The following is a 25493-nucleotide window of genomic DNA, read 5'->3' on the forward strand; positions in this document are numbered from 1 at the left end:
AAAAGATTTTTCGCTTTGCCGCGCTTTCGCTACCACAGAGGTTTTCATGAATCACTCTTTCCCAGCGTCCGCACTTCTTGCGCATCCCTTTCGTCCCTTTTTTCTATTAGCAGGATTGTATGGCGTTATTACCATTGCCGCCTGGATAGGTTTTTTATTTGGTGGCCTATCACTGCCCCTTGGCTGGTCGCCGGTACACTGGCACAGCCATGAAATGTTATTTGGTTTGATTCCACTGGCTATCGCTGGTTTTTTATTGACTGCCGTATGCAACTGGACTGGTGCGGCGCCCCTGCACGGCAAAGCACTAGCTGCACTGATTGCACTCTGGTTCGCTGGCCGTGCGGCGATGTGGACTGCAAGCTGGTGGCCGGTAGCTGTAGTGGCCGCCATTGATTTATTATTTATGCCGGTGATGGCCATTTATATGACGCGCGTTTTATTGCAGCACGGAAATACGCGCAATTTGCCCATCGCCGCGATTTTAATCTTACTTAGTCTCGCCAATCTGTTTATGCATATTGGTTTTATCGCAACCAATCCACTGTGGTTACAGCGCGGCGAATTAATGGCACTGGGCCTAATAACGTTGATGATGATTGTTATCGGCGGCCGAATAATTCCGCTATTTACCGCCAATTGGCTGCGCAATCAAGGCATGCAGGCTGATGCAATAAAATCATTTTCTTTACTGGATCGCGCGGCAATTATTGCCACACTACTGTTAATTCCCCTCGATTTTTTCAGCGGTTTACCTTGGTTAACTGGCATTGCCGCGTTAAGTGCCGGTGTACTTAACACACTGCGTTTACTCGGCTGGTCGGGTTGGCGCACGGCGCGGGAACCACTACTGTGGATTTTGCATCTGGGTTATGGCTGGATTGTGGTTGCACTCTTGCTCAAGAGCGCTGCAGCCTTTAACCTCATCGCCCCTACCGCCTGGCAACATGCACTCGGCGTGGGCGCAATGGGCACTCTGATTCTGGGGGTAATGACTCGTGTCGCTCTTGGGCACACTGGTCGCCCGCTCAGTTTGCCGCGCTTTGGTGTAGTGATTTATCTCGCGATTAGCACAGCCGCATTAGCCCGTGTACTGGCCGCAGTACAATTATTGGATTACCGTACTGGGCTGTTCACCGCCGCGTTCTGTTGGTCGCTCGCTTTTGGCGTATTTACCTTGATTTACTGGCCAATACTCACCCGCCCACGCGCAGATGGCCGCCCTGGATAAAAGAGAAAGTTATGCATATAACCCGTTATACCGACTACTCCCTGCGTGTCCTTATGTACGTTGCCCTCAAGGGCGAAGAAATTTCTACCATTGGTGAGATTGCCGATAGCTACCACATTTCTAAAAATCATTTAATGAAAGTCGTGCAGGAACTTAACGCCAAAGGGTATTTAATTGCCGTGCGAGGGAAAAATGGCGGGCTGCGTTTAAATGGCCGCGCTGAAGATATTAATATCGGCGGCTTGGTGCGAGACACAGAACAGGATCTAGCACTCGTCGAATGTTTCGCTGGCGCTCAGGGCTGCACCATCACACCGGCATGCCACCTTAAATCTGTTTTTGCAGAAGCCTTGGAGGCGTTTTTCAAAGTGCTCGATCAATACACTCTGGCCGACCTACTGCCTAAACAAAAACAAGCGACGCTGATTAAATTATTAGGTATTAATTAATTTCAATTTCAGCAAACGATTAGCGCGATTCATTCAATATATCGGATGTGATAATGCCATTCTTTTGCCGAACCTTAATAAAATCAGGCATAAACTCAAAACTAACCAGCACACCGCCATCTACCAGGTTAGATACCAACAGCTCACCGCCCAAATGTTTCGCCCGCTCTTTCATAATGGCCAAACCATAATGATTCACTTTTTCCGGTGAGTCCGGCAGGCCGCTGCCATCATCGGCGATCGTTAAACTGATCGCCTGCTCCGCACTTTGCCACAGCCGTATCGCCAGGTTTTTTCCACCGCTGTGATTGATCGAGTTCTGACTGGCCTCTCGAATAATTTGCAATAAATGAATTTCCTCATTGGGGGTCAGCGGAATATTACTGAGGGCAAAATCAAAGTGAATGTTCATTGAATTTTGTGCACGCAGCTGTTCAATACTGGACTCAAGCGCAACCTTTAAACCGCTGCCATCAATTTTCAAGCGGAACGTGGTTAACAATTCGCGCAATTGGCGATAAGCATTATTTAGTCCTTCACGCAATTCATCGGCCACATCTTCCATAGTGATTTTATCTTCGCGATCAATTGCCCGATTGAGGCGAGTTACTTGAATTTTTAAGTAGGACAGCGCTTGGGCGAGCGAATCGTGCAGCTCGCGGGCAATGGCATTGCGCTCCTGTAGAACCGCCAGCCGACGGGATTGATCTTCATCGGTTTTTAAACTCATGCCAATCGCCAATTGATCGGTAGTTGATTGGATTAACTGCTCTTGCCAAGGCGACAGTAATTGCTGCTCACTGACACGGCACACAATCAAGCCATAGTGCCGCTCATTACGCATTAACTGAAAGCGATATGTTGCCATACCACTCGCTTTTTCTACCACGCCCCGGCTGGATAAACATTTGGAGCAATTTTGTTTTTTACAAAGCTCGGCATTAATATCAGTGGCCGGCTTAATTTGCAGATAAGGGCTATTACCCTCGGTTGTCATCAAACACAATTCTAAATCTGAAATGCCAATAGTTTCCCCCAGATGAGAAATAATGGCATCGTAATTTATTCCCTGTGGATTGTGTTCGATAATAATTTTTGCGGTTTCATATAAAAATTGCAGAGAGCGATTGGACTGTTGTAGCGCCTTGGTTTTTTCATCCACCTGTTGTTCAAGGTGATCGTAACTATTAGCAATTGAGCGGCTCATAAGATTAAATGTGCTGGCCAGCACACCCAGCTCATCTTGATTATGAACCGGTATTTGGTGGCGAAAATCCCCTTGGGAAATGCGCTTAGCCATGGTCGTTAATTGATTCAGCGGCTGCTCCACTTTAACTCTCAAGGAATACATCACCAGCGCCGACACTAATAAGGTGGCAAATAATGCAATAATTTGCACCAAACGAAAACTGCGGACTTTTTGTTCTGCATCTTGCTGAATGGTTTGCACCAGTGCATCCAGCAACTGAATGTGTTCATCCAGCAGTAATTGTAAGTGTTGCTCAGCCGCCAAACCCTGCTGCTGTTTCATACGGTTAAATTCCGGCAATAAATGCACCCGCCAATTTTCAACGGCACGGTTATACAACTCGCGAATTTTTGGCTTCTCGTGCAAAAAGGGAATAAATACCGGGTTGTTCCAGGTGTCTTCAATTTTCTGCTGCGCACTGTGCCATTGCGCCATATCGGGCGTGTCATCCATCGCCAGCAAACCCAAGCGATAACTTTGCATACGTAAAGAGCCCGCAACATTGATCGCCAAGGAATCGCTTTCAGCGCGCTCCGACAGCCAATAAGAAATCAACATTGTGCTCATGCCCAACACGACTATGCCAGCAAGCGCCACACTGACGCGCACAATAATGGAAGATTTGGATGCAAGTGAATTCATAAGGCTGCTTCATGTAAAAAAGATAAATACCTCTTTGTGGGTATTTTTTTAGACTCATCTAGCCATTCAGGGAAATTGCTAAAAAGTATTTTTTAGCCGATAAGTTTTATTACCTAGCGCTAATCAAACCACACGAGGCTCAATGATGAATACTACCAATACTAGCGGCTCTTGCGCCAAAGATATTATGAGCAGCACATTATTAACCGCCTATGAGGGCTGGACGATCAGCCGTTTGGCGGATTTTTTTATTAACCGAAAAATTTCCGCCGCGCCGGTCATAGCATCAGACCACGAATTAGTAGGAGTGGTAAGCATAAGCGACGTATTTAAATTTAATAACCTCACCGAGGGCGATAAAAGTAATGCACTGCGCAATCACTATAGGGATAGCTGCGGTCAGGAAATAAATGAAGAGGTGTTGCGCTCCTGGGTGAAGGATGCCGACAAAAACTGCACGGTGCATCAGATAATGACCCATGAAGTAATTGCAATCGACCAGCGTGAATCAATTAAATCAGTCGCACAATTGCTGCTTGAACAACATTTACATCGCGTATTTGTCACCGACAACAATAAAGTAATCGGTGTTATTACTGCTATGGATGTGCTAGCCGCCCTCGCCCCGCATTAATTTTTTTATTCTTATTATCCTATTTTTTTAAGGCCGCTCCCCACATGCTAGAGCGGCCTTTTTATTGGAGTACTCCTTCTGCACTAGGGTGTATTTTTTTACTTTAACCAGCCTTATAAAAAATACAATAAATGTAATAAATTCATAAGGTTAGCCTAACAAATCAAATACTCACTAAGAGGTAGTTAGCGCCGTTTTTGACACTTTTCCCTCACTGGCAGACAACTCATGAATGGCGCAGTATTCAAGTGTCAACCGTGAACCGAAAGCGCGCCATTAACATAACCACCTTAGGGCTGTAATGGATTGACGCGCACACTTTTAGGAGCTGCCGAAGAATGAGTCATCTACTCGACAAATTACGTTTTTTTAAAAAACGTCAAGAACCCTTTGCTGATGGGCATGGTGCTACCACCAATGAAGATCGCACTTGGGAGCAAGGTTATCGTCAACGCTGGCAGCACGATAAAATTGTGCGCTCAACCCACGGAGTCAATTGCACCGGTTCTTGTAGCTGGAAAATTTACGTGAAAGACGGTTTGATCACTTGGGAAACCCAACAGACAGATTACCCGCGCACACGCCCCGATTTACCAAACCATGAACCGCGCGGCTGCCCTCGCGGCGCCAGTTACTCCTGGTATATTTACAGCGCCAATCGCTTGAAATATCCCAAAGTGCGTCAGGCATTAATTGAACTTTGGCGCGAAGCGCGGCAGGAATATTGCGACCCGGTAGAAGCCTGGGGTTCCATTGTGGAAGATCCCGCACGCGCAAAAAAATATAAATCCCGTCGCGGTCTGGGCGGTTTTGTGCGCGCCCACTGGGGCGAAGTCAATGAAATTATTGCCGCTGCAAATGTGTACACCGCAAAAACCTATGGGCCAGATCGCATTAGCGGTTTCTCGCCTATTCCCGCTATGTCGATGGTGTCCTACGCGGCTGGCTCGCGCTACCTATCATTAATTGGCGGCAACTGTTTAAGTTTTTACGATTGGTATTGCGACTTACCACCTTCATCACCACAGGTGTGGGGCGAGCAAACCGACGTTCCTGAATCGGCCGATTGGTATAACTCCAATTACATTATTGTATGGGGCTCTAACGTTCCGCAGACACGCACACCCGATGCGCATTTTTTATCTGAAGTTCGCTATAAGGGCACCAAAACCTGCGTCATCACTTCCGATTATTCAGAAGCATCAAAATTTGGCGACACTTGGCTGGCGCCCAAACAAGGCACCGATGCAGCGCTGGGCATGGCGTTTGGCCATGTCATCTTAAAAGAATTTCACATCGATAATCCCAGTACCTATTTTACCAACTATGTAAAACAATATACCGATATGCCCATGCTGGTAATGCTCGAACCACATGGCGAGCATTTAACCCAAGGGCGTTTTTTACGCGCAGCAGATTTAGTGGACAATCTTGGGCAAGAAAATAATCCCGACTGGAAAACCATTGCTATTAATTCACAGACACAAGAATTAATCAGCCCCAATGGTTCGATTGGATACCGCTGGGGGCAAAGTGGTAAGTGGAATCTTGAACAGCGCGACGGAAAAAACGGCGCTGAAACAGATACGCTTTTGTCGTTAAAAAATAACTGCGATGAAATTATTGACGTTGCCTTCCCCTACTTCGGCGGCAACGAACACGAATATAACTATTTTAAACACACCGATCACAGCGATATTCAATTGCGCAAAGTGCCAGCACGCAAAGTGCTGCTGGCCAATGGTGAAACCACTTGGGTAGCCAGTGTGTTTGATTTGATGGTTGCACACTACGGTGTAGACAATGGTTTGGGTGATGCCAATGTAGCCAAGAGTTTTGATGAGGACGCGCCCTACACCCCCGCATGGCAAGAAAAAATTACCGGCGTAAAACGCGAAGATGTTATTCGGGTTGCACGTGAGTTTGCGCGCACCGCTGATAAAACCCATGGCCGCTCAATGGTGATTGTAGGCGCTGCACTCAATCACTGGTACAACATGGATATGAATTACCGCAGCCTGATTAATATGCTGATGATGTGCGGCTGCATTGGCCAAAGTGGCGGCGGTTGGGCACATTATGTCGGCCAGGAAAAACTGCGCCCACAAAATGGTTGGCTGCCACTTGCGTTTGGTTTGGATTGGCAGCGCCCACCGCGCCAAATGAACGGCACCTCATTTTTCTATAATCATGCCAGCCAGTGGCGCTACGAAAAATTGGATATGAGTGAAGTAGTTTCACCACTCGCCAACAAAGAAAAATGGAGCGGCAGTATTATCGATTTTAATGCGCGCGCTGAGCGTATGGGCTGGCTGCCTTCTGCTCCACAATTAAAAACCAATCCACTGAGCATTGTTGCAGCCGCAACTGCCGCAGGAAAATCGCCCAAGGATTATGTAGTTGAAAAACTCAAAAGCGGTGAAATTGAATTTTCCTGTGTCGACCCCGACGCACCGGAAAATTTTCCGCGCAACCTCTTTATCTGGCGCTCCAACTTATTGGGCTCTAGCGGTAAAGGCCACGAATATATGCTGCACCATTTGCTCGGCACCAAACACGGTTTGCTCGGCAAAGACCTGGGTGCAGATGGCAAAAAACCGGAAGATGTGAAATGGCATCACGAAGGTGCAGAGGGCAAGGTGGATTTATTAGTCACACTGGATTTCAGAATGTCCACCACCTGTTTGTATTCCGACATAGTGCTGCCAACCGCAACCTGGTATGAAAAAGACGATATGAATACCTCGGATATGCATCCGTTTATTCATCCACTCACCAAAGCCATTGATCCGGTATGGGAATCGCGCAGTGACTGGGACATTTTTAAAGGTATAGCCAAAAAATTCTCATCACTTTGTGAAGGTCATTTGGGAGTCGAGCAAGATTTTGTTACGCAACCCATGATGCACGATTCACCCGATGAACTCGCTCAACCCTACGGTGTTAAAGCCTGGTGGAAAGGTGAATGTGAAGCCATACCCGGGCTGACCATGCCCAATATGGTGGTGGTAGAACGCGATTACCCCAACACCTATAAACGTTTTACCTCCGTTGGCCCGCTGCTCGAATCACTCGGCAATGGCGGCAAAGGCATTAAGTGGGATACCAAAGAAGAAGTGGAATTCCTCGGTAAATTAAATCGCATTCACCATGAGGAAGGTGCGCATCAAGGTCGCCCGAAAATTGAAACAGCAATTGATGCCTGCGAAGTTATTTTATCGCTCGCACCAGAAACCAATGGGCATGTTGCGGTAAAAGCCTGGGATGCACTTTCAAAAATTACCGGGCGCGACCACACCCATTTAGCCAAACCCAAAGAAGAGGAAAAAATTCGCTTTCACGATATTGTTGCCCAGCCGCGCAAAATTATTTCTGCACCCACCTGGTCAGGTTTGGAAGATGAACATGTGTCCTACAACGCGGGCTATACCAATGTGCATGAATTAATTCCGTGGCGCACCATCACCGGCCGCCAGCAGTTTTATCAGGATCATGAATGGATGCGCGATTTTGGTGAGCAACTGTGCTGTTATAAACCGCCGGTCAATTTAAAAACCATCGGCCCGGTGATGAACCGCACACCAAACGGCAATAAAGAAATTGCCTTGAACTGGATTACACCACACCAAAAATGGGGCATTCACAGCACCTACAGCGACAACTTGTTAATGCTGACTTTATCGCGCGGTGGCCCGATTGTTTGGATAAGTGAAATAGATGCAAAAACCGCAGGCATTGAAGATAACGACTGGATCGATATTTTTAATGTGAATGGTGCCATTGCTGCTCGTGCAGTGGTATCTCAACGTGTACCGCAGGGCATGAGCATGATGTACCACGCACAGGAACGCATTATTAATATGCCTGGCTCGTCGCTCAGTAAAACACGGGGTGGCATGCACAACTCGGTAACCCGCGCCATTATGAAACCAACCCATATGATTGGTGGCTATGCACAACAGGCATACGGGTTCAATTATTACGGCACCGTTGGCTGCAACCGCGACGAATTTGTGGTTGTGAGAAAAATGACAGAAGTGGATTGGCTGGATACGCCCTAAACCAAGGCGATCGCTGTTAAAAAATCGTAGCTTCTTAAATTATTATTCTCGACCGGAGAAATTAACATGAAAGTTCGTGCCCAGATTGGCATGGTGTTGAACCTGGATAAATGTATCGGTTGCCACACTTGCTCTATTACTTGCAAAAATGTTTGGACCTCTCGCGAAGGTGTTGAGTACGCCTGGTTTAATAACGTAGAAACAAAACCTGGCGTTGGCTTCCCCAAAGAGTGGGAAAATCAAGATAAATGGAAAGGCGGCTGGCAGCGCAGTGCCAACGGAAAACTAACCCCGCGCATTGGTGGCAAACTGCGTGTACTCGCCAATATTTTTGCCAACCCGGACCTACCGGAAATTGACGATTATTACGAACCTTTTGATTTTGATTACCAGCACCTGCACACCGCCGGTAATAGCCAGCACCAACCCACCGCGCGCCCGCGCTCGCTCATTACCGGCCAGCGCATGGAAAAAATTAACTGGGGTCCAAACTGGGAAGAAATTCTCGGCACCGAGTTTGCAAAACGCAAAAAAGATAAAAACTTTGACAATGTAGTGCAAACCGAAATTTACGGACAATTTGAAAAAACATTTTTGATGTACCTGCCGCGTTTATGTGAGCACTGCTTAAACCCGGCCTGTGTTGCCTCCTGCCCTTCCGGTGCAATTTACAAACGCGAAGAAGACGGCATTGTGTTAATCGATCAGGATAAATGTCGCGGCTGGCGGATGTGTGTATCTGGCTGCCCTTACAAAAAAATCTATTACAACTGGAAAAGTGGCAAATCAGAAAAATGTACTTTTTGTTATCCGCGCATTGAAGCAGGTCAACCAACCGTTTGTTCAGAAACCTGTGTGGGCCGCATTCGCTATTTAGGCGTGCTGTTATACGATGCAGATCGCATCGCTGAAGCGGCCAGTGTGGCGAGCGAAAAAGATTTGTATCAAGCACAGCTGGATATTTTTCTTGATCCCAACTCACCCGGTGTCATTGCCGCCGCACAAGCCGAAGGTATTCCGCAGGCGTGGATTGACGCTGCACAGCGTTCGCCGGTCTACAAAATGGCGGTTGATTGGCAAGTCGCACTGCCTTTGCACCCTGAATATCGCACCTTGCCAATGGTGTGGTACATACCGCCGCTATCGCCTATTCAAAATGCAGCGCAAGCAGGTCATATCGGCATGAACGGCGAAATTCCCGATTTAAAATCGCTGCGTATTCCGCTGCGTTATCTCGCCAACTTGCTCACCGCAGGTGATGAAAAACCAGTGGAATATGCGCTGGAGCGCATGATTGCCATGCGCGCCTATATGCGCAGCAAACATGTAGATGGCGTGCAGGATTTAGCAGTGTTGAAACAAGTCGGTCTCGATGTCGCCACGGTTGAAGAAATGTATCGCTATATGGCCATCGCCAATTACGAAGACCGTTTTGTGGTGCCGACCAGCCACCGCGCCTATGCCGAAAATGCCTACGATTTAAAAAGCAGTTGCGGTTTTAGTTTTGGTAATGGCTGCGGCGATGGCAACAATGATGTGAGCTTATTTGGCACAAAAGCCAAAGGGGTTCGCCAAGTCATTCCCGTATCGACTCAGGAGTAATGCATATGAAATTGTTAAGGGTTTTATCACTCCTGTTAGATTATCCGCAAGACAACTCTGCCGAATTGGTGGCGGAGTTGCGAGCAACCGTGCAACAGATGGCAGTGCCGGATCATCAGCAACAACTGCACAGGTTTTTAGATAAATTTTTAGCACACTACAGCCACAGTTCGCTGCTGGATTTGCAATCAGACTATGACGGTTTGTTTGAGCGCGGCCGCGCGCTTTCACTGCATTTATTTGAGCATATCCACGGTGAATCGCGCGATAGAGGGCAAGCCATGGTGAATCTCCAACAACAATACCGGGATGCAGGTCTGGATATAGGAGTAAAAGAATTGCCGGATTATTTACCGCTGTATCTGGAGTTTTTATCCACCCAAGGTGAAGAAAATGCACGCATAGGTTTAGAGGAAGTAGCGCCGATTTTAGCGGTATTGGCCTGCCGCCTGGAAAAGCGCGACAACCCCTATGCCGGGCTATTCCACTGCCTGATTTTGCTTTCGGGTGTCGAGGTTAATATCGACGAACTGCACGCACAACTAGAGCAAGAAAAACGCGATGACACACCCGAGGCATTAGATAAGGTCTGGGAGGATGAAGTGGTGAATTTCGGCGCTGAAAAAAATGCCGATAGCTGCAGTAATACAACGGCGCGCCCCACCCCACAACAGAGCCGGGATCATGTCGAATTTCTCAATGTCGATGAATTAGTAAATTTACAAGCCAGTGCGCGGTAATAGGAGCAGTTATGAATTATCTCAACACATTATTATTTGGCCTCTATCCCTATCTGGCATTAATTATTTGTTTTATCGCCAGCTGGATTCGCTACGACCGCGAGCAATACACCTGGAGAGCCAGCTCCAGCCAATTGCTGGAAAGCAAACAACTCAAAACCGGTAGCCGTTTATTTCACGTAGGTATCATCACGGTATTGCTGGGTCATTTTGTCGGGTTATTAACACCCGTTGAAGTGTGGCATGTGCTCGGCATTCACGCGCATCACAAACAATTGATTGCGATGACACTCGGCGGTGTATTTGGTGTTATTTGTTTTATCGGACTGACGATTCTACTGCGCCGCCGTTTATTTAATCCGCGCATTCGCGCCACCAGTAGCACCATGGACATCACCGTATTGCTGTTACTCTACGCACAATTGATTTTGGGGTTGGGTTCGATTTTTATTTCTGCGCAACATACCGACGGCGAAGAAATGTTGTTGTTAATGAGTTGGGCGCAAAACATTGTCACCTTTGATCCTGCGCAAGCGGCAACGGCTATAGCTTCAGTACACTGGATTTATAAACTCCATGTGTTTTTGGGAATGAGTTTATTTGTGGTATTCCCCTTTAGCCGCTTGGTACATGTATTCAGTGTGCCGGTGCAATACCTGGGGCGCCGCTATCAAATTGTGCGCAAAAAAGCCTGGCATTAATCGCGAAGGAGAACCCTATGATTCAAGTCAACCAAGCCACTATTAATGAGCAACATATTCTGGCTGAAATGCAATATCACCCGGCAGCTTCGCAGCGCGAAGCCATGATTAAAGCCGCTGAGGCATTAATCATCAGCGAATTGCTGCGCCAGCGCGCAGCGCAACTTGAACTGCAAGTGGGCGACGATAACGCAGAGGCTTCCGATGAAGATTTTATTGAAGCCTTACTTGCGCAGGAAGTGCAATTGCCAACGGCGGATGAACAGGCCTGCCAGCAATATTATCGCGCTAATGCGCAGCGTTTTATGAGTTCACCACTGCTTGAATTGCAGCATATTTTAATTGCTGCAGCACCGGACGATGAAGCTGTGCGTATTACCGCAAAACAAGACGCTGAAGCGCTGTTAATAAAATTACAGCTGGGGCAGGATTTTGCCCAGCTGGCACAAACCCATTCCGCCTGCCCGTCCAAACATGAGGGCGGCGATTTGGGTGTTATCAGCCGCGGCCAAACAGTGCCAGAGTTTGAACGGCAGTTATTGTTATTGCCTGTGGGTTTACATCACCAACCACTGGAAAGCCGCTATGGTTTTCATATCGTAAAAGTCAATCGCATCACCCCGGGGCAAGCACTGCAATTTGATGATGTCAAAACCAAAATTGCACACTTTTTACAGGAGCGTGTACGCCACAAAGCTATCGCCCAATATATTCAGCAATTGATTAATGATGCAAAGATAGAAGGTTATGATTTTTCTGTGCCTGCATCACCGCTCATACAATAAATTTTAATCATTGATTTGTGGTGCAAGGTGAAATGAAAAAGCCTGGCACCGTTCATACGATGACAGTCTTAGTGGAACCAATACGCGCGCAGATTCCGTTTGATGAATTGGATGGTGCACGCGTCTGTTCTGGTAAATTCGCGCTACTCGTTGGCCGTTAACGACAAAATATCCCCCTGCTTATCAAATACCAAATACTGCTGAATCATACCGGTATTAATACCTGCAATCATTGCATCAAGGGGTTTGTTGGCATCGCTGCTGCTTGGTGCATCAGCGCCTTTACCGGCAAGGCTGGCAGCAAACACCAGCGACCAAACCTGACCCGTCTGCGCCGCTTCCGCGATCAGATCATTGAAGCTGGTAATTTCATTCGGCGTTTTATCAACACACATTTTAGGGGTTAGAAAACCGCCCTCCTGTGTATTGTTATTTGCCACCTCATCTACCGCCACAAATACCAACAATAAACGTTGCGCATCTGCTTGCGCCCGTGCAGCTGTTAAAAAATCATCAAAATGTTCCATTGGCTTAACCTCGTCTAATTACCCAATCACACAATCTACGCACTCCACCCGAGCGGTTAAATACCCATTAAGGTTTAGCTACCTCCCCGCCAGCCACCTACTCCTTTGTGGGTAGCAGCGCCCAAGGCTTGATGTAGATCAATTATTTAAGCCAGCTCACAGACTAGTCTTGCACCACATATAGATGCAAACCAAAAAATAAATACTAGATATGGTGTTTTATGAAATTCTTACGTTTTGTGAACGAACAGATTGTGTGGCAGGAAGTGCCCGGTGAAACCTCACTGGCTTACACCATTACTGGCTGCCCCCTGCGCTGCAAAGGCTGTCATAGCAGCGAATACCGCAACCCCAAGCTAGGGGAGCCACTCTACAAAGACTATTTTCAGAGCCGTTTGGACGAGTATCGCGGGCTCATTAGTTGCGTCGTTTTTTTTGGCGGGGAATGGCTTCCCGCACTTTTACAGCCCCTGCTTGAACAAGCGCAGCGCGCCAACTTACACACCTGCCTCTACAGCGGTTTTGATTTGATTCCCAATTGTTTATTACCGCACTTGACCTATGTAAAAACCGGCGCTTGGACTGCAGCGCGCGGCGGTTTGGACAACCCTAATACCAATCAGCGCTTCATCGATTTACGCACCAATGAATTATTGAATTACAAATTTCACGCCACTGCCAATTGTTAATTACACGTTAGTCATCATCTATCACGAGGAGTTTTTTATGCTGCGCCTGAACCCTGCTCAACTCGATGAAAAATTAAATTTTATTCAGCATTATTTAGCGGCAGAAAATGCCGCTGACGGTTCCACCATGGACGCCAATGCCAATGTCACGCAAAAAAATATTGCCACATTGGAAGCGGAGTTAATGAAAGATTTTTTTGTGCAGGTTAATCGCGCGCAAGTCAGCCGGAAAATTTCCGAATTGTTTGGCGATAAAATGGCAACTGAATATATTCGCCAAATTGAGCAACATGAAATTTATGTGCACGATGAAACCAGCCTAAAACCCTATTGTGCATCGCTCACCATGTACCCATTTTTATTGGATGGGCTGACCAAGCTGGGCGGGGAATCCCGCGCGCCACAGCACCTGGAATCTTTTTGCGGCACATTTGTGAATTTTGTTTTTGCAGTAAGTTCGCAGTTTGCCGGTGCAATAGCAACCGTCGAATTCCTCACCTATTTTGATTATTTTGCGCGCAAAGACTATGGCGACAATTACCTCACCACCCACACCAAACAAATTGCCAACCACTTGCAACATGTTGTTTATGCCCTGAATCAACCGGCGGCAGCGCGCGGTTATCAAAGTGTGTTCTGGAACATTTCTATTTATGACCAACACTATTTCGATTCGATGTTTGGCGAATTTGTATTCCCGGATTTCACCAAGCCCGAATGGAATAGCGTTGCCCAACTGCAAGATTTTTTCCTGCATTGGTTTAATGCCGAGCGCAACAAAACCTTACTGACCTTCCCGGTGGTGACCGTTGCCATGTTAACTGAAGATGGTCAGTGTAAAGATCAGGTCTTTGCTGCCGCTATAGGTTCACATCTCGCGCAAGGCAGTGCATTTTTTATGTACCTGTCTGACAATGCCGATTCGCTCGCCTCTTGCTGCCGCCTGCGCAATGAAATTAGCGACCACACATTTTCTTACACCCTCGGTGCTGGCGGTGTCGCCACCGGTTCAATTAATGTCATCACCCTTAATATGAACCGTTTGGTACAAGACAAACGCGACCTCCTCACCGAAGTGAAAAAAATTCACTGCTACCAGGTCGCATATCGCCAATTAATGGAAGATTATTTAGCCGCTGGCATGCTAAACGTGTACTCCGCAGGTTTTATTAGCCTTAACAAACAATTCCTCACCATCGGCATTAACGGCATGGCGGAGGCCGCTGAGTCACAAGGCATAAAAGTCAGCAATAACAAAGAGTATATTGCCTTTGTCCAAAATCATTTAAAGGTGATTTACAACGCAAACAAAGCGGCCAAAGCAGAATTCGGATATTTATTTAATACCGAATTTGTTCCCGCCGAAAATTTGGGAATTAAAAATGCAAAATGGGATAAGGCCGATGGCTATGAAGTGAAACGCGACTGTTATAACTCGTATTTTTATATAGTAGAAGATGAGGCGACCAACCCGCTTGATAAGTTTATTTTGCATGGCCGCGAGTTGATTGATTATCTCGATGGTGGCTCGGCACTGCATTTAAATCTGGACGAAGCATTAAGTGCAGATGCCTATCTAAACCTGATTAATATCGCCGCTAAAACCGGCTGCAACTACTTCTGCATCAACGTAAAAATCACAATCTGTAATCAGTGCCAGCAGATTGATAAACGCACCCTGCACCACTGCTCCGCCTGCGGTTCAGACGATGTGGACTATGGCACTCGCGTAATTGGTTATTTGAAACGTATTTCGTCATTCAGTGCCGGGCGGCGCAAAGAGCACAAATTGCGTCACTACCATGTGAAAAAAGCGCGCACCAGTTCAGCAAATAGCGCGCAATATCAAGCTGAGCCATATGAATCAACCGCTACCGCTTAGGATAATTAATTAGCCAATTCTGCACCCGGCACCTGTAGCCGGAGTGCAGTTTTTTTGCTTAAGCTATTTTCGATTACGCGCAATAGTTCCGGCAACTTGCTGTATCACGCTAGCGATACGCGGGGGCAATTGGGCATTTAACTCAATACTGGCCAATAAGTTTTTAATCCCCAAACCCAATTCAGTATCGCCATTCATTTCCAGCCGCCGCTGAAAAAACAACATGTCCGGATCAAGCTGTTGTGTTGCAATCAGTAGCAGATCATAACTGTTTGCACTAAAACGCAGATCCGGTTCCGCCACTGCATCTGTCACCACCAACTTATGGCGGTGATAGCGAATGCCAAATTGCACATCTATATCCTTCACACAAATATGCAGTAATTTATTGCAAAAAAAATCCAATTCATCCGCAGCAATAGCCTCGCGCAGGGCATAGTTAAGGCTGCGCGCCAAAGCTACTTGCTGCAGCCGATCTGGCACCCGTCGCGCCGCCCAATTCATTGCACTTGGCAGGCGTGGAATCATCGCCTGTGCGAGCGCATCTACCCCCTGACTTACCCTTTGTTGGTATAACATTTTTGCACCTCATGATTGACAATAGAGCAATGCAAAACATCATGACAAGTCAACCGCAGGCTGGCTATTAACCATTGGAGGTAGACGATGGAATTGTTATGCCCGGCAGGCAATATTCCTGCACTTAAGGCCGCCATTGAAAATGGTGCGGATGCGGTTTACCTGGGGTTGCGCAACAAAACTAACGCGCGCCATTTTGCCGGTTTGAATTTGGATGCGCTCAAACTAAAAGAAGCAACACACTATGCACATCAACACCAATGCAAGGTGCATCTGGCAATTAATACTTTTGCCCACCCGGATACCTGGCAGCATTGGAGTAGCGCTGTAGATGAGGCGATTGCCTGCGGAGTTGATGCATTAATTATTGCCGATCTGAGCATTCTGCAATATGCCGCCGAGCGCTATCCAGAAACAGAACTGCATTTATCTGTGCAAGCATCCGCAACTAACGCAGCCGCTATCGATTTTTATACGCAGCAATTTAATGTGCAGCGCGTGGTATTGCCCCGTGTATTGTCTATCGCACAAGTAAAAATTTTGGCGCGTTCCTGCACTACACCGCTGGAGGTATTTGCCTTTGGCAGCCTCTGCATTATGGCGGAGGGACGCTGTTATTTAAGTTCCTATTTGACCGGGCAATCGCCCAATACATTTGGCGCCTGCTCACCGGCTGAATTTGTGCGCTGGGAAGATCGCAACGGTGTATTGGAGTCGCGCTTGAACAATGTGTTGATTGATCGTTTTGGCGCGCAAGAAACGGCGGGCTATCCCACACTGTGCAAAGGTCGCTTCGCACTCGCCGATGAAACCGACACTGCGCCCTACCATGCACTGGAAGAGCCCACCAGCTTAAATACAATGGAATTATTGCCAGAATTATTAGTGCTGGGAATTCGCTCATTAAAAATCGAGGGGCGTCAACGCAGCGCCGCTTATGTCGCGCAGGTTACCCGCGCATGGCGCGCAGCGATTGATTGCTGTCGCGCCGATCCTGCAAAATTTTTAGTGCAAGCGGAATGGCAAGCTGCGCTCGCACAACTGGCTGAAGGTAGCCAAACTACACTGGGCGCCTATGAACGGCAGTGGCGATAATAATAAAAGGTTGCGATTATGAAATTTTCACTCGGCCCTATTTTATATTTTTGGGATAAAAATAGCGTATTGGATTTTTATCGCACTGCCGCTGAATCCCCGGTGGATATTATTTATTTAGGTGAAACTGTGTGCCCCAAGCGGCGCGAGTTGCGCTTGGAAGATTACCTCACCATCGCCCACCAACTACGCGAAGCCGGTAAAGAAGTTGTGCTTTCCAGCATGACCCTGCTGGAATCACCCGCCGATTTACGCGAACTAAACCGCTATTGCGACAATGGCGAATTTTTAATTGAAGCCAATGATGTAGGTGCGGTGGGTTTATTAAATGAACGCGGGCTGCCATTTGTAGCAGGCAATACACTGAACTGTTACAACCAGCACAGTTTGCGCTACCTAATGAAAATGGGCATGCAGCGCTGGGTAATTCCAGTGGAATTGCCGCTGCGCTGGATCAATGCCATGTTGGCCAGCAGCGAAATAAACGATGTGCGCGAATGTTTTACAACCGAGTTATTTGCCTTTGGCCATTTACCGCTTGCGTGGTCGGCGCGCTGTTTTACCGCGCGCGCCGAGGGAAAACCAAAAGACCAATGCGATTTATGCTGCAATAAATATCCAGCGGGGCGCACTGTAACCAGTCAGGAAGGCGAAATATTATTTACCTTAAATGGTATTCAAACCCAGTCCGGTTACCGCCACAATCTTATTAATGATTTGCCAACGCTGCATAATAGCGTGGATATTATTCGCTTAAGCCCACAGCCCCAAGACACCTTTGTCTGGCTCGAACGCTTTCAACAACAAGCGAAAAATCCAATCCTGTTTCCGCTACAAAAACCTGACTGCAATGGTTTTTGGCACGAACAAGCGGGCAAAGAATTAATCATCGCCAGCAGCGGAGCACATTAACGGAACAAGCGATTCCCTGGTATTGGCCGATGACCAATCACGCAAATGGGTGCGCAGCGAAATCATATTCGGCTTATCCGTAACAACTTTCTTATCACGATAGACCCGCCATTTTTAATTACCTCATTGTGGGTAGCGCCTACCTATTCAAACCACCGCGCAACCATAACAAGCCTAGTAAACTGCTGTTGAAGAGCACCACTTAATGATACTCACACTGCAATTTATTGGCATCGCTAGGAGATAGTTATGGGAAAAAGTGAATACAAAGCTTGGTCGGTGGTTATCGCCAGTACGTTTTCATTTACCATTTGTTTTATGATTTGGATGATGTTTGCGGTTATCGGCATTCCCATCAAAGAAATGCTCGGGCTCAATGAAACTGAATTTGGTTTATTAATTGCTATGCCGGTATTGACCGGTTCTTTAATCCGATTGCCCATGGGTATGTGGACCGATCGCTTTGGCGGCAGAATTGTATTTTTAATATTAATGCTCGCCACTGTACTGCCAATCTGGCTAATTTCTTACGCAACAGTTTACTGGCAATTTTTAGTACTGAGTTTATTTGTGGGAGTCGCCGGCGGTTCATTTACCGTTGGTATTGCCTATTGCGCACGCTGGTTTAAAAAAGAGCGTCAAGGTTTGGCGATGGGAATTTTTGGCGCGGGCAATACCGGTGCTGCAGTGACCAAATTGGTGGCACCATTAATAGTAGTTGCCTATGGCTGGACAATGGTACCCAAAGTCTATGCCGTGTTAATGCTGATTACCGCAATGCTATTTTGGTTTTTTAGCTTTACCGATAAATCCCACAGCGCAACCAGCAAAGTCACCATTAAACAACAGCTCATGGTATTAAAAGATCCCCGCGTATGGCGCTACAGCCAGTATTACTCCATTGTATTTGGCGGCTATGTGGCGCTCTCACTATGGATGACAAAATACTACATCACCGAATATGGTTTTGATTTAAAAACAGCGGCACTGCTGGCAGTTGCATTTAGTTTACCCGGCGGCATGTTGCGCGCATTGGGTGGCTACTTCTCCGATAAGTTTGGCGCTCACACGGTTACCTGGTGGGTACTCTGGGTATCACTTGTGTGTTTATTTTTTCTATCTTATCCACCCACTGAAATTGTCATCACCACACTTAAAGGCCCAATGAGTTTTCATCTTGGTCTGGGGGCAGCCAGCTTCACGATTATTATGTTTGCCATGGGCATAGCCTTCGCGGTGGGCAAAGCATCAGTATTTAAATATATTGCCGATGGTTACCCGCAAAATATTGGTGTAGTGTCTGGTATTGTTGGGCTCGCAGGCGGTTTGGGTGGATTTATTTTGCCGATTATATTTGGTGCGCTGGTCGATTTAACGGGTGTGCGCTCATCTGCATTTATGTTTATGTTCGGCATTATTTGGACATCATTGATGTGGATGTACTTTACCGAAGTTCGCCCAGTACATGCCAAACAAGAATTACAGCGCAATGCGCTGCAACAAGGTTAATACTATTCAAGCGGGCTTGATGCAGATCAAGCGCAACAAGCCCGCCATTTTTATACTGATTACAGTTTATTTTCACCATTGTATAAACGTATCAGGGCACAATCATGACCAACAAAAATACCGACGTACCATTAGTCTATTCCTGCTCAGGTTGTTCAAATGTGGCGCAACTGGCCAATGATGTTGCCGTTGTACTCGACCGCGAAGGGCATGCACAAATGTCTTGTATTGCGGGCGTAGGCGGCAATGTAAAAGGCTTAGTTAAAATCGCAAAATCCGGGCGCCCTATTCTCGCCATTGATGGCTGCAGAATAGCTTGTGTGAAAAATGTATTGGGAAACCATGAGATTACACCCCGCTGGCATTTGGAACTAAGTAGTTTGGGCTTGAAAAAAATTGAACACCAGAGCTGTTCTGTTGGCGACATGCATAAAGCCTTGAGCAGCGCACATAAATTATTAGCTTCAACAAAAAGCGACCTACCTACAAAGGGGTAATCGCACACCCATTTACGGCAATAACACCAACAGCGCAAACCCGCTAGTATAAATCTCACTAGAAACAACGCCGAGCTTCATGACCTAACGTCATCCCGACTATGGCATTAAGCCAATGGGTCTGTTTAGAAATGAACAGGCCTCCCGGATTGGAAAGGTGTTTTATGTTGATTGAACCACCCTTGACGGACAGGTTTGCACGCGCCTTTGGTTACCTGCGCCTATCGCTCACCGAAAAATGTAATTTCAGTTGCAGGTATTGCCTGCCCGACGGCAGTGAATGCCACTCTATGAATGGCGATTTAAATCCCACTGAAATTCGCCGCCTAGTCACCGCTTTTGCATTGTTAGGCACCCAAAAAATTCGCCTCACTGGTGGTGAACCCAGTTTGCGCCGCGATCTATGCGAGATAATAACTATCTGCAAAAGTGTTGCGGGAATTACCTCTGTAGCACTCACAACCAATGGCTTCCGCTTGGAAAAAGATGTCACCAGTTGGCGCGCCGCTGGTTTGGATGCACTTAATGTCAGCATCGATAGTTTGCGCCCGGAGATGTTCCAATTAATCACCGGCAGCGGAAAATTGCGCAGTATTTTAACCGGGCTGGAACAGGCTCAGGCGCTTGGTTTTACACAAGTTAAAATCAACACTGTATTGCTGCGCGAACAAAATGCCAGTGAGCTGGATGATTTTCTCGCATTTATTAAAACGCGCAAGCTGACGCTGCGTTTTATTGAATTAATGCGCACCGGCGACAATGCCGATTTTTTTGCGCGCCAACATTTAAGTGGCGAAAGTATTCAGCAGCGTTTGTTAGCCGAAGGCTGGACACAGAAAATTCGCAGCGCCAATGCTGGCCCCGCCAAAGAATTTATCCACCCGGATTATGTCGGCGCCATTGGGCTGATCATGCCCTACAGCAAAAATTTTTGCGCGGATTGCAATCGCCTGAGGGTATCCAGCAAGGCAGAGCTGTATTTATGTTTATTCGCCGAACAACATCAATCCATGCGCGCACTATTACAAAGTGATGATCCGCAACCGCTAATGCATTTTTTGCGCGCCGCACTGCAACATAAAACCGCCGGTCACGATTTACACCATCAGGTCACTGGCTCAACCCGCCACCTGGCCATGATTGGCGGCTGAACCCTGTTAACAACAAGCGAGCTATTTATGGGACACCACACCACTGACACTACACTACCGCTGGCAATTGCAGTTCTAACCGTATCTGACACCCGCACCATGGCCACTGACACTTCCGGTGCCGCATTAATTGAGCGGCTGCAAGAAGCGCAGCACCAATTGGCTGCGCGCGCATTGGTTATTGATGATATTTATCAAATCCGCGCCCAGTGTTCGCAGTGGATTGCGGATCAAACCATTCAGGTTATTTTAATTACCGGCGGCACCGGTTTTACCGGACGCGATTCAACACCCGAGGCGATGACACCGCTGTTTGATAAAACAGTGGAAGGTTTTGGTGAATTATTTCGCCAGATTTCTTATCGCCACATAGGCACGTCAACTATTCAATCGCGCGCGGTTGCAGGGCTTGCAAACAACACTCTCATTTTCTGCTTGCCTGGCTCTACCAATGCCTGCAGAACTGCCTGGGATGAAATTATTAAATACCAACTGGATTCAACCCAGGGGCCTTGCAACTTTGTGCCACATTTAAAAAAGACCGAGCGCTCACCCTGCGGCACACGAAGCTAATCAGGCACCCACCGATGAACCAACAATACCTAACACAAAACCCATCAAGCCTGACGCATCTGGATCAAACCGGTGCTGCCTGCATGGTGGATGTCAGCGATAAAGCGGTCACCAAACGTATTGCCGTTGCCAGTGCGATGCTGATCACCCGCCCAGATGTGATTGAACTCATCAACAGTGCCAGCTTGAAAAAAGGCGATGTATTAGCCACCGCGCGTATTGCCGGCATTATGGCAGCAAAAAAAACGGCCGATTTAATTCCACTTTGCCACCCTTTGGCGCTCGCCAAAGTCAGTATCGACTTTGATTGCAATCTCGCTCTGGGCTCTATCGCTATTCGCGCGCGCTGTATCACCAATGGTCAAACCGGCGTGGAAATGGAAGCGCTGACCGCAGCCAGTGTTGCCGCGCTAACCATTTACGATATGTGCAAAGCGGTAGATAAACACATGGAGATCAACTCTATTTATGTAGAACAAAAATCCGGTGGCAAAACAGGGGATTGGCAAAAGGAGAGCGAGCATGATTAAAGTATGTTTTTTTGCCGACTTGCGCGAGCGCCTCGGTTGCGCGGACATGTTGGTCGAGCATTTTTCAGGTGAAAACATCGCCCAGCTGAAAGATTTTATCGTTAAACAACATCCGCAGTGGGAGAAAATATTTTTAGAAAAAAAATTGTTGATCGCCGTCAATCACGCCATGGCCAACAATAACTCTGCGATTGTAGCAGGTGATGAGGTCGCTTTTTTTCCGCCAGTGACAGGTGGCTAAGTAGGTATATATGAGCAATTCAGTGCGTGTACAAACAGAAGATTTCGATTTAAATAAAGAATACAACCATTTAAGAGCGGCGCATTACCCCTGTGGTGCGGTGGTACTCTTTAGCGGACTGGTGCGCGATTTCTTGCCGCCACAGCAGCTAATTAGTCTTGAGCTGGAACACTATCCCGGCATGACCGAGGCGATGCTTCAGCAGCTCAGCACAGCGGCAACCGCACGCTGGAAATTACTCGGCACAACAATTATTCATCGCACTGGAAAGCTGTTGCCGGGCGACCAGATTGTGTTGGTGGGTGTATCCAGCGCACACCGCACCGATGCTTTTGAAGCCGCTCAATTTATTATGGATACATTAAAAACCAGCGCACCGTTTTGGAAAAAAGAAACGCTTAAACAATACCCGGGCAGCGCTCCGGAATCTTACTGGGTTGCCGCCAAAGACAGCGACGAACAACTTGCACAGCGCTGGTAAACACTGCTGCACTCACCCCAAAAACATTTTTCCGCCTGCAATTAACAGCACTACTGCCATCACTTGCCGAATCACGGTGCCGCTAAAACGCTTGCTGCCAAATTCGGCGCCCAGCCAGCCGCCCATAATCGCGGCAATTGCCCAGTAGCTAATGCCCTCGGGCAAAACCGGATGTTTGGCAATTAGCCCCAGTAAACCCGCGATAGAATTCACTAAAATAAATACTGCCGCTACGCCGGAAATAATGCGCGTTTCACCCCAGCGGAGAAATAACAAAATGGGGCTCAGAAAAATGCCACCACCCACACCAATCAAGCCAGACAAAAAACCAATGATCGCACCCGTGCCAATTAGCCACAGTTTTTGTGGTGTTTTGGATTCTTGTAAAACAGCGGCTTTAGCAGTGAAAAATGAATGGAACGCAGCATAAATTAAGACTGCGCCAAGAATGGGTTTGTAGTAATGACCCGGTAGCGTTAAACCGCCACCGATGAAAGCGCAGGGAATTGAAGTGATAATTAATGACCACAGCAGCGGCCAGGAAAATGCTTTGGCCCGAATGTATTTAGTGCTGGCGATGCTCGCCACCAAAATATTTAATACCAGCGCGGCGGGTTTTAAACTTTCCGGAGCCAAGCCCGCAAGCGCCATAATGGCAATATAACCAGAAGCCCCTGCATGCCCCACCGAAGAATAAAGAACTGCGGCAATAAAAATTCCACATGCGATCAAAATAAAAACCAAGTCCAAGAAAAAACCTCTTTGTCATTAGCTAATAAATTTATCAAACGGGATAACAGTAACGGTTTCACCGGGTTGCACTGTGCCCCGCTCCGCTTCCAAGCGAATATAACAATTGGCTTTTGCCATGCTGCTTAACACACCGGAACTTTGTGAACCAGCACTGACAACGCGATTAACACCTTGGTCATTAATTAAAATTCCGCGCTGAAAATCCATTCGCCCCGGCTGTTTTTTTAATCGCTGTTCGGCGATGGCACTCAACTGCATAAGCTCAAGCGTTTTTTCACCGGCCAAATATCGCACCGCAGGCACCACCAATTGGTGATAAGTCACTGCCGTTGACACAGGGTTGCCCGGCAAACCAACAAACCAACCCGCGCCCAAGCGGCCAAATGCAAATGGCTTGCCCGGTTTCATGGCGATTTTCCAAAAATCGATTTCACCTAATTCTGCTAACACGGCTTTGGTGTAGTCCGCATCCCCCACCGATACACCGCCGCTAGAAATAACCAGATCGGCCCATTGCATGGCTTGAGTAAACGCCGTCCGCAATGCGGGCAGATCATCGGCAACTATGCCGACGTCTTTAACCTCCACCGCTAAACGCTGCAAGAGTGCACAGAGTAATGGGCGATTGCTGTCATAAATTTTGTCGGCATTGTGCGGCGCGCCCGGTGGCAATAATTCATCGCCGGTAGATAAGACCGCGATGCGCAATTTCCGCCAGACTTTTACTCGCGCAATACCCAGCGATGCCAGCAGACCTATATCCAGCGCACTAATGCGATGGCCTTGGCTTAGAATTTCACTGCCGATTTTTATATCTTCACCCGCGCGGCGAATATTATCCCCCGTCACAACCGCTGTATTTAACTGCAGGGTTTCGCCGGTGCGCGTAACATTTTCTTGCATCACTACTGTATCGGCACCGGCAGGAATCATTGCACCCGTCATAATGCGAACTGCCTGCATGCTACCAAGTGCAGATGCTGCACCCTGTTGCGCTGCAAAACAAAATGGGTGCCCGGCCAGCGACTGCCCAATCACCTCAAACAGCGCGCCATCAGTTTGAGCATCGGCACCGCGCAGTGCGTAACCATCCATCGCCGAATTATCACTGGCAGGAACATTAATGCTGGCCAGTACCGCTTCAGCAAGCACACGATCTAACGCAAGCGCTACATCAACCCATTCCGTTTCTTGCACTGGAATTAATTGTTGCTGCATACGCAACAGCGCATCTTCTACCGGTAACAAACCAAGTTGTGCACAACAGTCCATTAATAAGCCTCTACTGAATATTAGTTTTGCTGATTAATCATCCACACTGCGGCTTCCACCCGTGAACGCAAATGCAATTTTTTTAACAAATGTTTAACGTGTACTTTAACGGTGCCGTCGGAGATATCCAATTCGCGAGCAATCACTTTATTGCTCATGCCCTTGGCAATTAATTTTAGAATTTCCAATTCGCGCTGGGTGAGACTGTCGCTCCCCTCGGCGGCTTTAGTGGTGGGGTTGCGAATAGCGGTAGCCAACACTTGTGTAACCGCTTCACTCAATACCATTTTGCCCGACAAAGCGCGTTCGATTTGCACCAGCATATCTTCCGGCTCCATGTCTTTCAGTAAATAGCCATCGGCTCCTGCTGAAATTGCACTGAGCACATCTTCATCGGCATCGGAAACGGTCAGCATCACAATGCGTGACGTGACACCCTCATCGCGCAAATGGCGCAGAGTTTCCAATCCATCCATGCCCTGCATATTTAAATCTAACAGAATTAAATCCGGGTCGAGCTCACTCGCCAATTTAATTGCATCTTTGCCATTACTCGCTTCGGCTACCACTTCCATATCGCCCGCCAGGGTTAACAGTTGACGCAAACCTTTGCGCAATAACGGATGATCGTCCACCAACATGATGCTCGCGGCTGTCTCTGTCACAAGATTCTCCTCTTCTTATAAATAGCTCAATAACGGCAGTTTA

25 protein-coding genes and 1 riboswitch are annotated in these 25493 nt (G+C 47.5%); of the genes, 19 read left to right on the forward strand and 6 right to left on the reverse strand.

All coding sequences use genetic code 11. The features are described 5' to 3' along the window. Positions 1-46: 46 nt before the first annotated feature. Both AWU77_RS15240 and AWU77_RS15245 read left to right on the forward strand, forming a co-directional pair. A complete protein-coding gene (locus AWU77_RS15240) occupies positions 47-1231 on the forward strand; it encodes an NnrS family protein (RefSeq protein ID WP_062065288.1) in 1185 nt (394 codons plus the stop codon). A gap of 11 nt (positions 1232-1242) precedes the next feature. After that, a complete protein-coding gene (locus AWU77_RS15245) occupies positions 1243-1680 on the forward strand; it encodes an Rrf2 family transcriptional regulator (protein WP_062065039.1) in 438 nt (145 codons plus the stop codon). A 19-nt stretch (positions 1681-1699) separates the two neighbouring features. Here AWU77_RS15245 and AWU77_RS15250 read toward each other — a convergent pair whose 3' ends face one another. After that, a complete protein-coding gene (locus AWU77_RS15250) occupies positions 1700-3571 on the reverse strand; it encodes a histidine kinase (RefSeq protein WP_062065043.1) in 1872 nt (623 codons plus the stop codon). A 145-nt stretch (positions 3572-3716) separates the two neighbouring features. Here AWU77_RS15250 and AWU77_RS15255 point away from each other — a divergent pair, with 145 nt between their 5' ends. The 6 genes from AWU77_RS15255 to AWU77_RS15280 all read left to right on the forward strand — a co-directional run bounded on the left by AWU77_RS15255 (position 3717) and on the right by AWU77_RS15280 (position 12094). Then, positions 3717-4205: an HPP family protein gene (locus tag AWU77_RS15255; RefSeq protein ID WP_062065046.1), complete on the forward strand. Its 489-nt coding sequence runs from the start codon at positions 3717-3719 to the stop codon at positions 4203-4205. Between the two features lie 338 nt (positions 4206-4543). Beyond that, the gene (locus AWU77_RS15260) at positions 4544-8266 is read left to right on the forward strand and encodes a nitrate reductase subunit alpha (RefSeq protein WP_062065049.1); all 3723 of its coding nucleotides are present in this window, start codon (positions 4544-4546) and stop codon (positions 8264-8266) included. 66 nt (positions 8267-8332) lie between these two features. Then, a complete protein-coding gene (gene narH, locus AWU77_RS15265; protein WP_062065052.1) occupies positions 8333-9868 on the forward strand; it encodes a nitrate reductase subunit beta in 1536 nt (511 codons plus the stop codon). Positions 9869-9873: 5 nt separating this feature from the next. Next, positions 9874-10608: a nitrate reductase molybdenum cofactor assembly chaperone gene (gene narJ / locus AWU77_RS15270; RefSeq protein ID WP_062065054.1), complete on the forward strand. Its 735-nt coding sequence runs from the start codon at positions 9874-9876 to the stop codon at positions 10606-10608. 11 nt (positions 10609-10619) lie between these two features. Then, on the forward strand, positions 10620-11309 hold the full coding sequence (gene narI / locus AWU77_RS15275) for a respiratory nitrate reductase subunit gamma (RefSeq protein WP_062065057.1): 690 nt from the start codon (positions 10620-10622) through the stop codon (positions 11307-11309). Between the two features lie 17 nt (positions 11310-11326). Then, positions 11327-12094, forward strand: coding sequence for a peptidylprolyl isomerase (locus AWU77_RS15280; protein WP_062065060.1), 768 nt, complete (start codon positions 11327-11329; stop codon positions 12092-12094). Between the two features lie 143 nt (positions 12095-12237). Here the strand turns inward: AWU77_RS15280 and AWU77_RS15285 are convergent, their stop codons facing one another. Further along, on the reverse strand, positions 12238-12621 hold the full coding sequence (locus AWU77_RS15285; protein ID WP_062065063.1) for a hypothetical protein: 384 nt from the start codon (positions 12619-12621) through the stop codon (positions 12238-12240). A 221-nt stretch (positions 12622-12842) separates the two neighbouring features. Here AWU77_RS15285 and nrdG point away from each other — a divergent pair, with 221 nt between their 5' ends. Both nrdG and nrdD read left to right on the forward strand, forming a co-directional pair. Then, positions 12843-13310, forward strand: a complete 468-nt coding sequence (gene nrdG / locus AWU77_RS15290; protein ID WP_062065066.1) for an anaerobic ribonucleoside-triphosphate reductase activating protein — start codon at positions 12843-12845, stop codon at positions 13308-13310. Between the two features lie 37 nt (positions 13311-13347). Further along, entirely contained in the window at positions 13348-15192 is a 1845-nt protein-coding gene (gene nrdD, locus AWU77_RS15295; protein ID WP_062065069.1) for an anaerobic ribonucleoside-triphosphate reductase, read from the forward strand. Between the two features lie 63 nt (positions 15193-15255). Here the strand turns inward: nrdD and AWU77_RS15300 are convergent, their stop codons facing one another. Then, positions 15256-15771, reverse strand: coding sequence for an SCP2 domain-containing protein (locus AWU77_RS15300; protein WP_062065073.1), 516 nt, complete (start codon positions 15769-15771; stop codon positions 15256-15258). Positions 15772-15858: 87 nt separating this feature from the next. Here AWU77_RS15300 and AWU77_RS15305 point away from each other — a divergent pair, with 87 nt between their 5' ends. The 9 genes from AWU77_RS15305 (at position 15859) to AWU77_RS15345 (ending at position 22760) form a co-directional block, all read left to right on the forward strand. Further along, positions 15859-16866, forward strand: coding sequence for a peptidase U32 family protein (locus tag AWU77_RS15305; RefSeq protein ID WP_062065077.1), 1008 nt, complete (start codon positions 15859-15861; stop codon positions 16864-16866). A gap of 18 nt (positions 16867-16884) precedes the next feature. Then, positions 16885-17778, forward strand: coding sequence for a U32 family peptidase (locus AWU77_RS15310; protein WP_062065080.1), 894 nt, complete (start codon positions 16885-16887; stop codon positions 17776-17778). A gap of 249 nt (positions 17779-18027) precedes the next feature. After that, a complete protein-coding gene (locus AWU77_RS15315) occupies positions 18028-19287 on the forward strand; it encodes a nitrate/nitrite transporter (protein ID WP_062065083.1) in 1260 nt (419 codons plus the stop codon). 104 nt (positions 19288-19391) lie between these two features. Continuing rightward, positions 19392-19784: a putative zinc-binding protein gene (locus AWU77_RS15320; protein ID WP_062065086.1), complete on the forward strand. Its 393-nt coding sequence runs from the start codon at positions 19392-19394 to the stop codon at positions 19782-19784. Positions 19785-19840: 56 nt separating this feature from the next. Next, positions 19841-19960: riboswitch (molybdenum cofactor riboswitch) on the forward strand. After that, positions 19949-20935: a GTP 3',8-cyclase MoaA gene (gene moaA, locus AWU77_RS15325; protein WP_062065089.1), complete on the forward strand. Its 987-nt coding sequence runs from the start codon at positions 19949-19951 to the stop codon at positions 20933-20935. It overlaps the preceding riboswitch by 12 nt. Positions 20936-20962: 27 nt before the next feature. Further along, the gene (moaB, locus tag AWU77_RS15330) at positions 20963-21508 is read left to right on the forward strand and encodes a molybdenum cofactor biosynthesis protein B (protein ID WP_062065092.1); all 546 of its coding nucleotides are present in this window, start codon (positions 20963-20965) and stop codon (positions 21506-21508) included. Positions 21509-21522: 14 nt separating this feature from the next. Further along, the gene (gene moaC, locus AWU77_RS15335; RefSeq protein ID WP_062065095.1) at positions 21523-22038 is read left to right on the forward strand and encodes a cyclic pyranopterin monophosphate synthase MoaC; all 516 of its coding nucleotides are present in this window, start codon (positions 21523-21525) and stop codon (positions 22036-22038) included. Continuing rightward, positions 22031-22279 (forward strand): MoaD/ThiS family protein, encoded by a 249-nt coding sequence (locus AWU77_RS15340; protein ID WP_062065098.1) that lies wholly within the window; start codon positions 22031-22033, stop codon positions 22277-22279. The genes moaC and AWU77_RS15340 overlap by 8 nt, the downstream gene beginning before the upstream one ends. A gap of 10 nt (positions 22280-22289) precedes the next feature. Next, a complete protein-coding gene (locus tag AWU77_RS15345; protein WP_062065101.1) occupies positions 22290-22760 on the forward strand; it encodes a molybdenum cofactor biosynthesis protein MoaE in 471 nt (156 codons plus the stop codon). Positions 22761-22772: 12 nt separating this feature from the next. On the opposite strand, the gene AWU77_RS15350 is transcribed toward AWU77_RS15345, so the two are convergent. From AWU77_RS15350 to narL, 3 genes are read right to left on the reverse strand one after another with little or no spacing between them, the layout of a single operon-like run. After that, on the reverse strand, positions 22773-23510 hold the full coding sequence (locus AWU77_RS15350) for a sulfite exporter TauE/SafE family protein (RefSeq protein ID WP_062065105.1): 738 nt from the start codon (positions 23508-23510) through the stop codon (positions 22773-22775). A gap of 18 nt (positions 23511-23528) precedes the next feature. Then, positions 23529-24785, reverse strand: coding sequence for a gephyrin-like molybdotransferase Glp (gene glp / locus AWU77_RS15355; protein ID WP_062065110.1), 1257 nt, complete (start codon positions 24783-24785; stop codon positions 23529-23531). A gap of 20 nt (positions 24786-24805) precedes the next feature. Further along, entirely contained in the window at positions 24806-25450 is a 645-nt protein-coding gene (narL, locus tag AWU77_RS15360; protein WP_062065113.1) for a two-component system response regulator NarL, read from the reverse strand. Positions 25451-25493 lie beyond the last annotated feature (43 nt).

This window comes from Cellvibrio sp. OA-2007 (assembly GCF_000953825.1).
Classification (GTDB): domain Bacteria; phylum Pseudomonadota; class Gammaproteobacteria; order Pseudomonadales; family Cellvibrionaceae; genus Cellvibrio.

What these genes read in the sequence shown, in the direction of transcription:
- glp (WP_062065110.1), bottom strand. Translation starts at nt 24,785, where the DNA reads ATGGACTGTTGTGCACAACTTGGTTTGTTACCGGTAGAAGATGCGCTG.
- AWU77_RS15320 (WP_062065086.1), top strand. Translation starts at nt 19,392, where the DNA reads ATGACCAACAAAAATACCGACGTACCATTAGTCTATTCCTGCTCAGGT.
- moaA (WP_062065089.1), top strand. Translation starts at nt 19,949, where the DNA reads ATGTTGATTGAACCACCCTTGACGGACAGGTTTGCACGCGCCTTTGGT.
- AWU77_RS15340 (WP_062065098.1), top strand. Translation starts at nt 22,031, where the DNA reads ATGATTAAAGTATGTTTTTTTGCCGACTTGCGCGAGCGCCTCGGTTGC.
- AWU77_RS15310 (WP_062065080.1), top strand. Translation starts at nt 16,885, where the DNA reads ATGAAATTTTCACTCGGCCCTATTTTATATTTTTGGGATAAAAATAGC.
- AWU77_RS15280 (WP_062065060.1), top strand. Translation starts at nt 11,327, where the DNA reads ATGATTCAAGTCAACCAAGCCACTATTAATGAGCAACATATTCTGGCT.
- moaC (WP_062065095.1), top strand. Translation starts at nt 21,523, where the DNA reads ATGAACCAACAATACCTAACACAAAACCCATCAAGCCTGACGCATCTG.
- AWU77_RS15240 (WP_062065288.1), top strand. Translation starts at nt 47, where the DNA reads ATGAATCACTCTTTCCCAGCGTCCGCACTTCTTGCGCATCCCTTTCGT.
- AWU77_RS15305 (WP_062065077.1), top strand. Translation starts at nt 15,859, where the DNA reads ATGGAATTGTTATGCCCGGCAGGCAATATTCCTGCACTTAAGGCCGCC.
- narH (WP_062065052.1), top strand. Translation starts at nt 8,333, where the DNA reads ATGAAAGTTCGTGCCCAGATTGGCATGGTGTTGAACCTGGATAAATGT.
- AWU77_RS15250 (WP_062065043.1), bottom strand. Translation starts at nt 3,571, where the DNA reads ATGAATTCACTTGCATCCAAATCTTCCATTATTGTGCGCGTCAGTGTG.
- AWU77_RS15260 (WP_062065049.1), top strand. Translation starts at nt 4,544, where the DNA reads ATGAGTCATCTACTCGACAAATTACGTTTTTTTAAAAAACGTCAAGAA.
- AWU77_RS15300 (WP_062065073.1), bottom strand. Translation starts at nt 15,771, where the DNA reads ATGTTATACCAACAAAGGGTAAGTCAGGGGGTAGATGCGCTCGCACAG.
- nrdG (WP_062065066.1), top strand. Translation starts at nt 12,843, where the DNA reads ATGAAATTCTTACGTTTTGTGAACGAACAGATTGTGTGGCAGGAAGTG.
- narJ (WP_062065054.1), top strand. Translation starts at nt 9,874, where the DNA reads ATGAAATTGTTAAGGGTTTTATCACTCCTGTTAGATTATCCGCAAGAC.
- AWU77_RS15245 (WP_062065039.1), top strand. Translation starts at nt 1,243, where the DNA reads ATGCATATAACCCGTTATACCGACTACTCCCTGCGTGTCCTTATGTAC.
- narI (WP_062065057.1), top strand. Translation starts at nt 10,620, where the DNA reads ATGAATTATCTCAACACATTATTATTTGGCCTCTATCCCTATCTGGCA.
- AWU77_RS15345 (WP_062065101.1), top strand. Translation starts at nt 22,290, where the DNA reads ATGAGCAATTCAGTGCGTGTACAAACAGAAGATTTCGATTTAAATAAA.
- AWU77_RS15285 (WP_062065063.1), bottom strand. Translation starts at nt 12,621, where the DNA reads ATGGAACATTTTGATGATTTTTTAACAGCTGCACGGGCGCAAGCAGAT.
- AWU77_RS15255 (WP_062065046.1), top strand. Translation starts at nt 3,717, where the DNA reads ATGAATACTACCAATACTAGCGGCTCTTGCGCCAAAGATATTATGAGC.
- nrdD (WP_062065069.1), top strand. Translation starts at nt 13,348, where the DNA reads ATGCTGCGCCTGAACCCTGCTCAACTCGATGAAAAATTAAATTTTATT.
- moaB (WP_062065092.1), top strand. Translation starts at nt 20,963, where the DNA reads ATGGGACACCACACCACTGACACTACACTACCGCTGGCAATTGCAGTT.
- AWU77_RS15315 (WP_062065083.1), top strand. Translation starts at nt 18,028, where the DNA reads ATGGGAAAAAGTGAATACAAAGCTTGGTCGGTGGTTATCGCCAGTACG.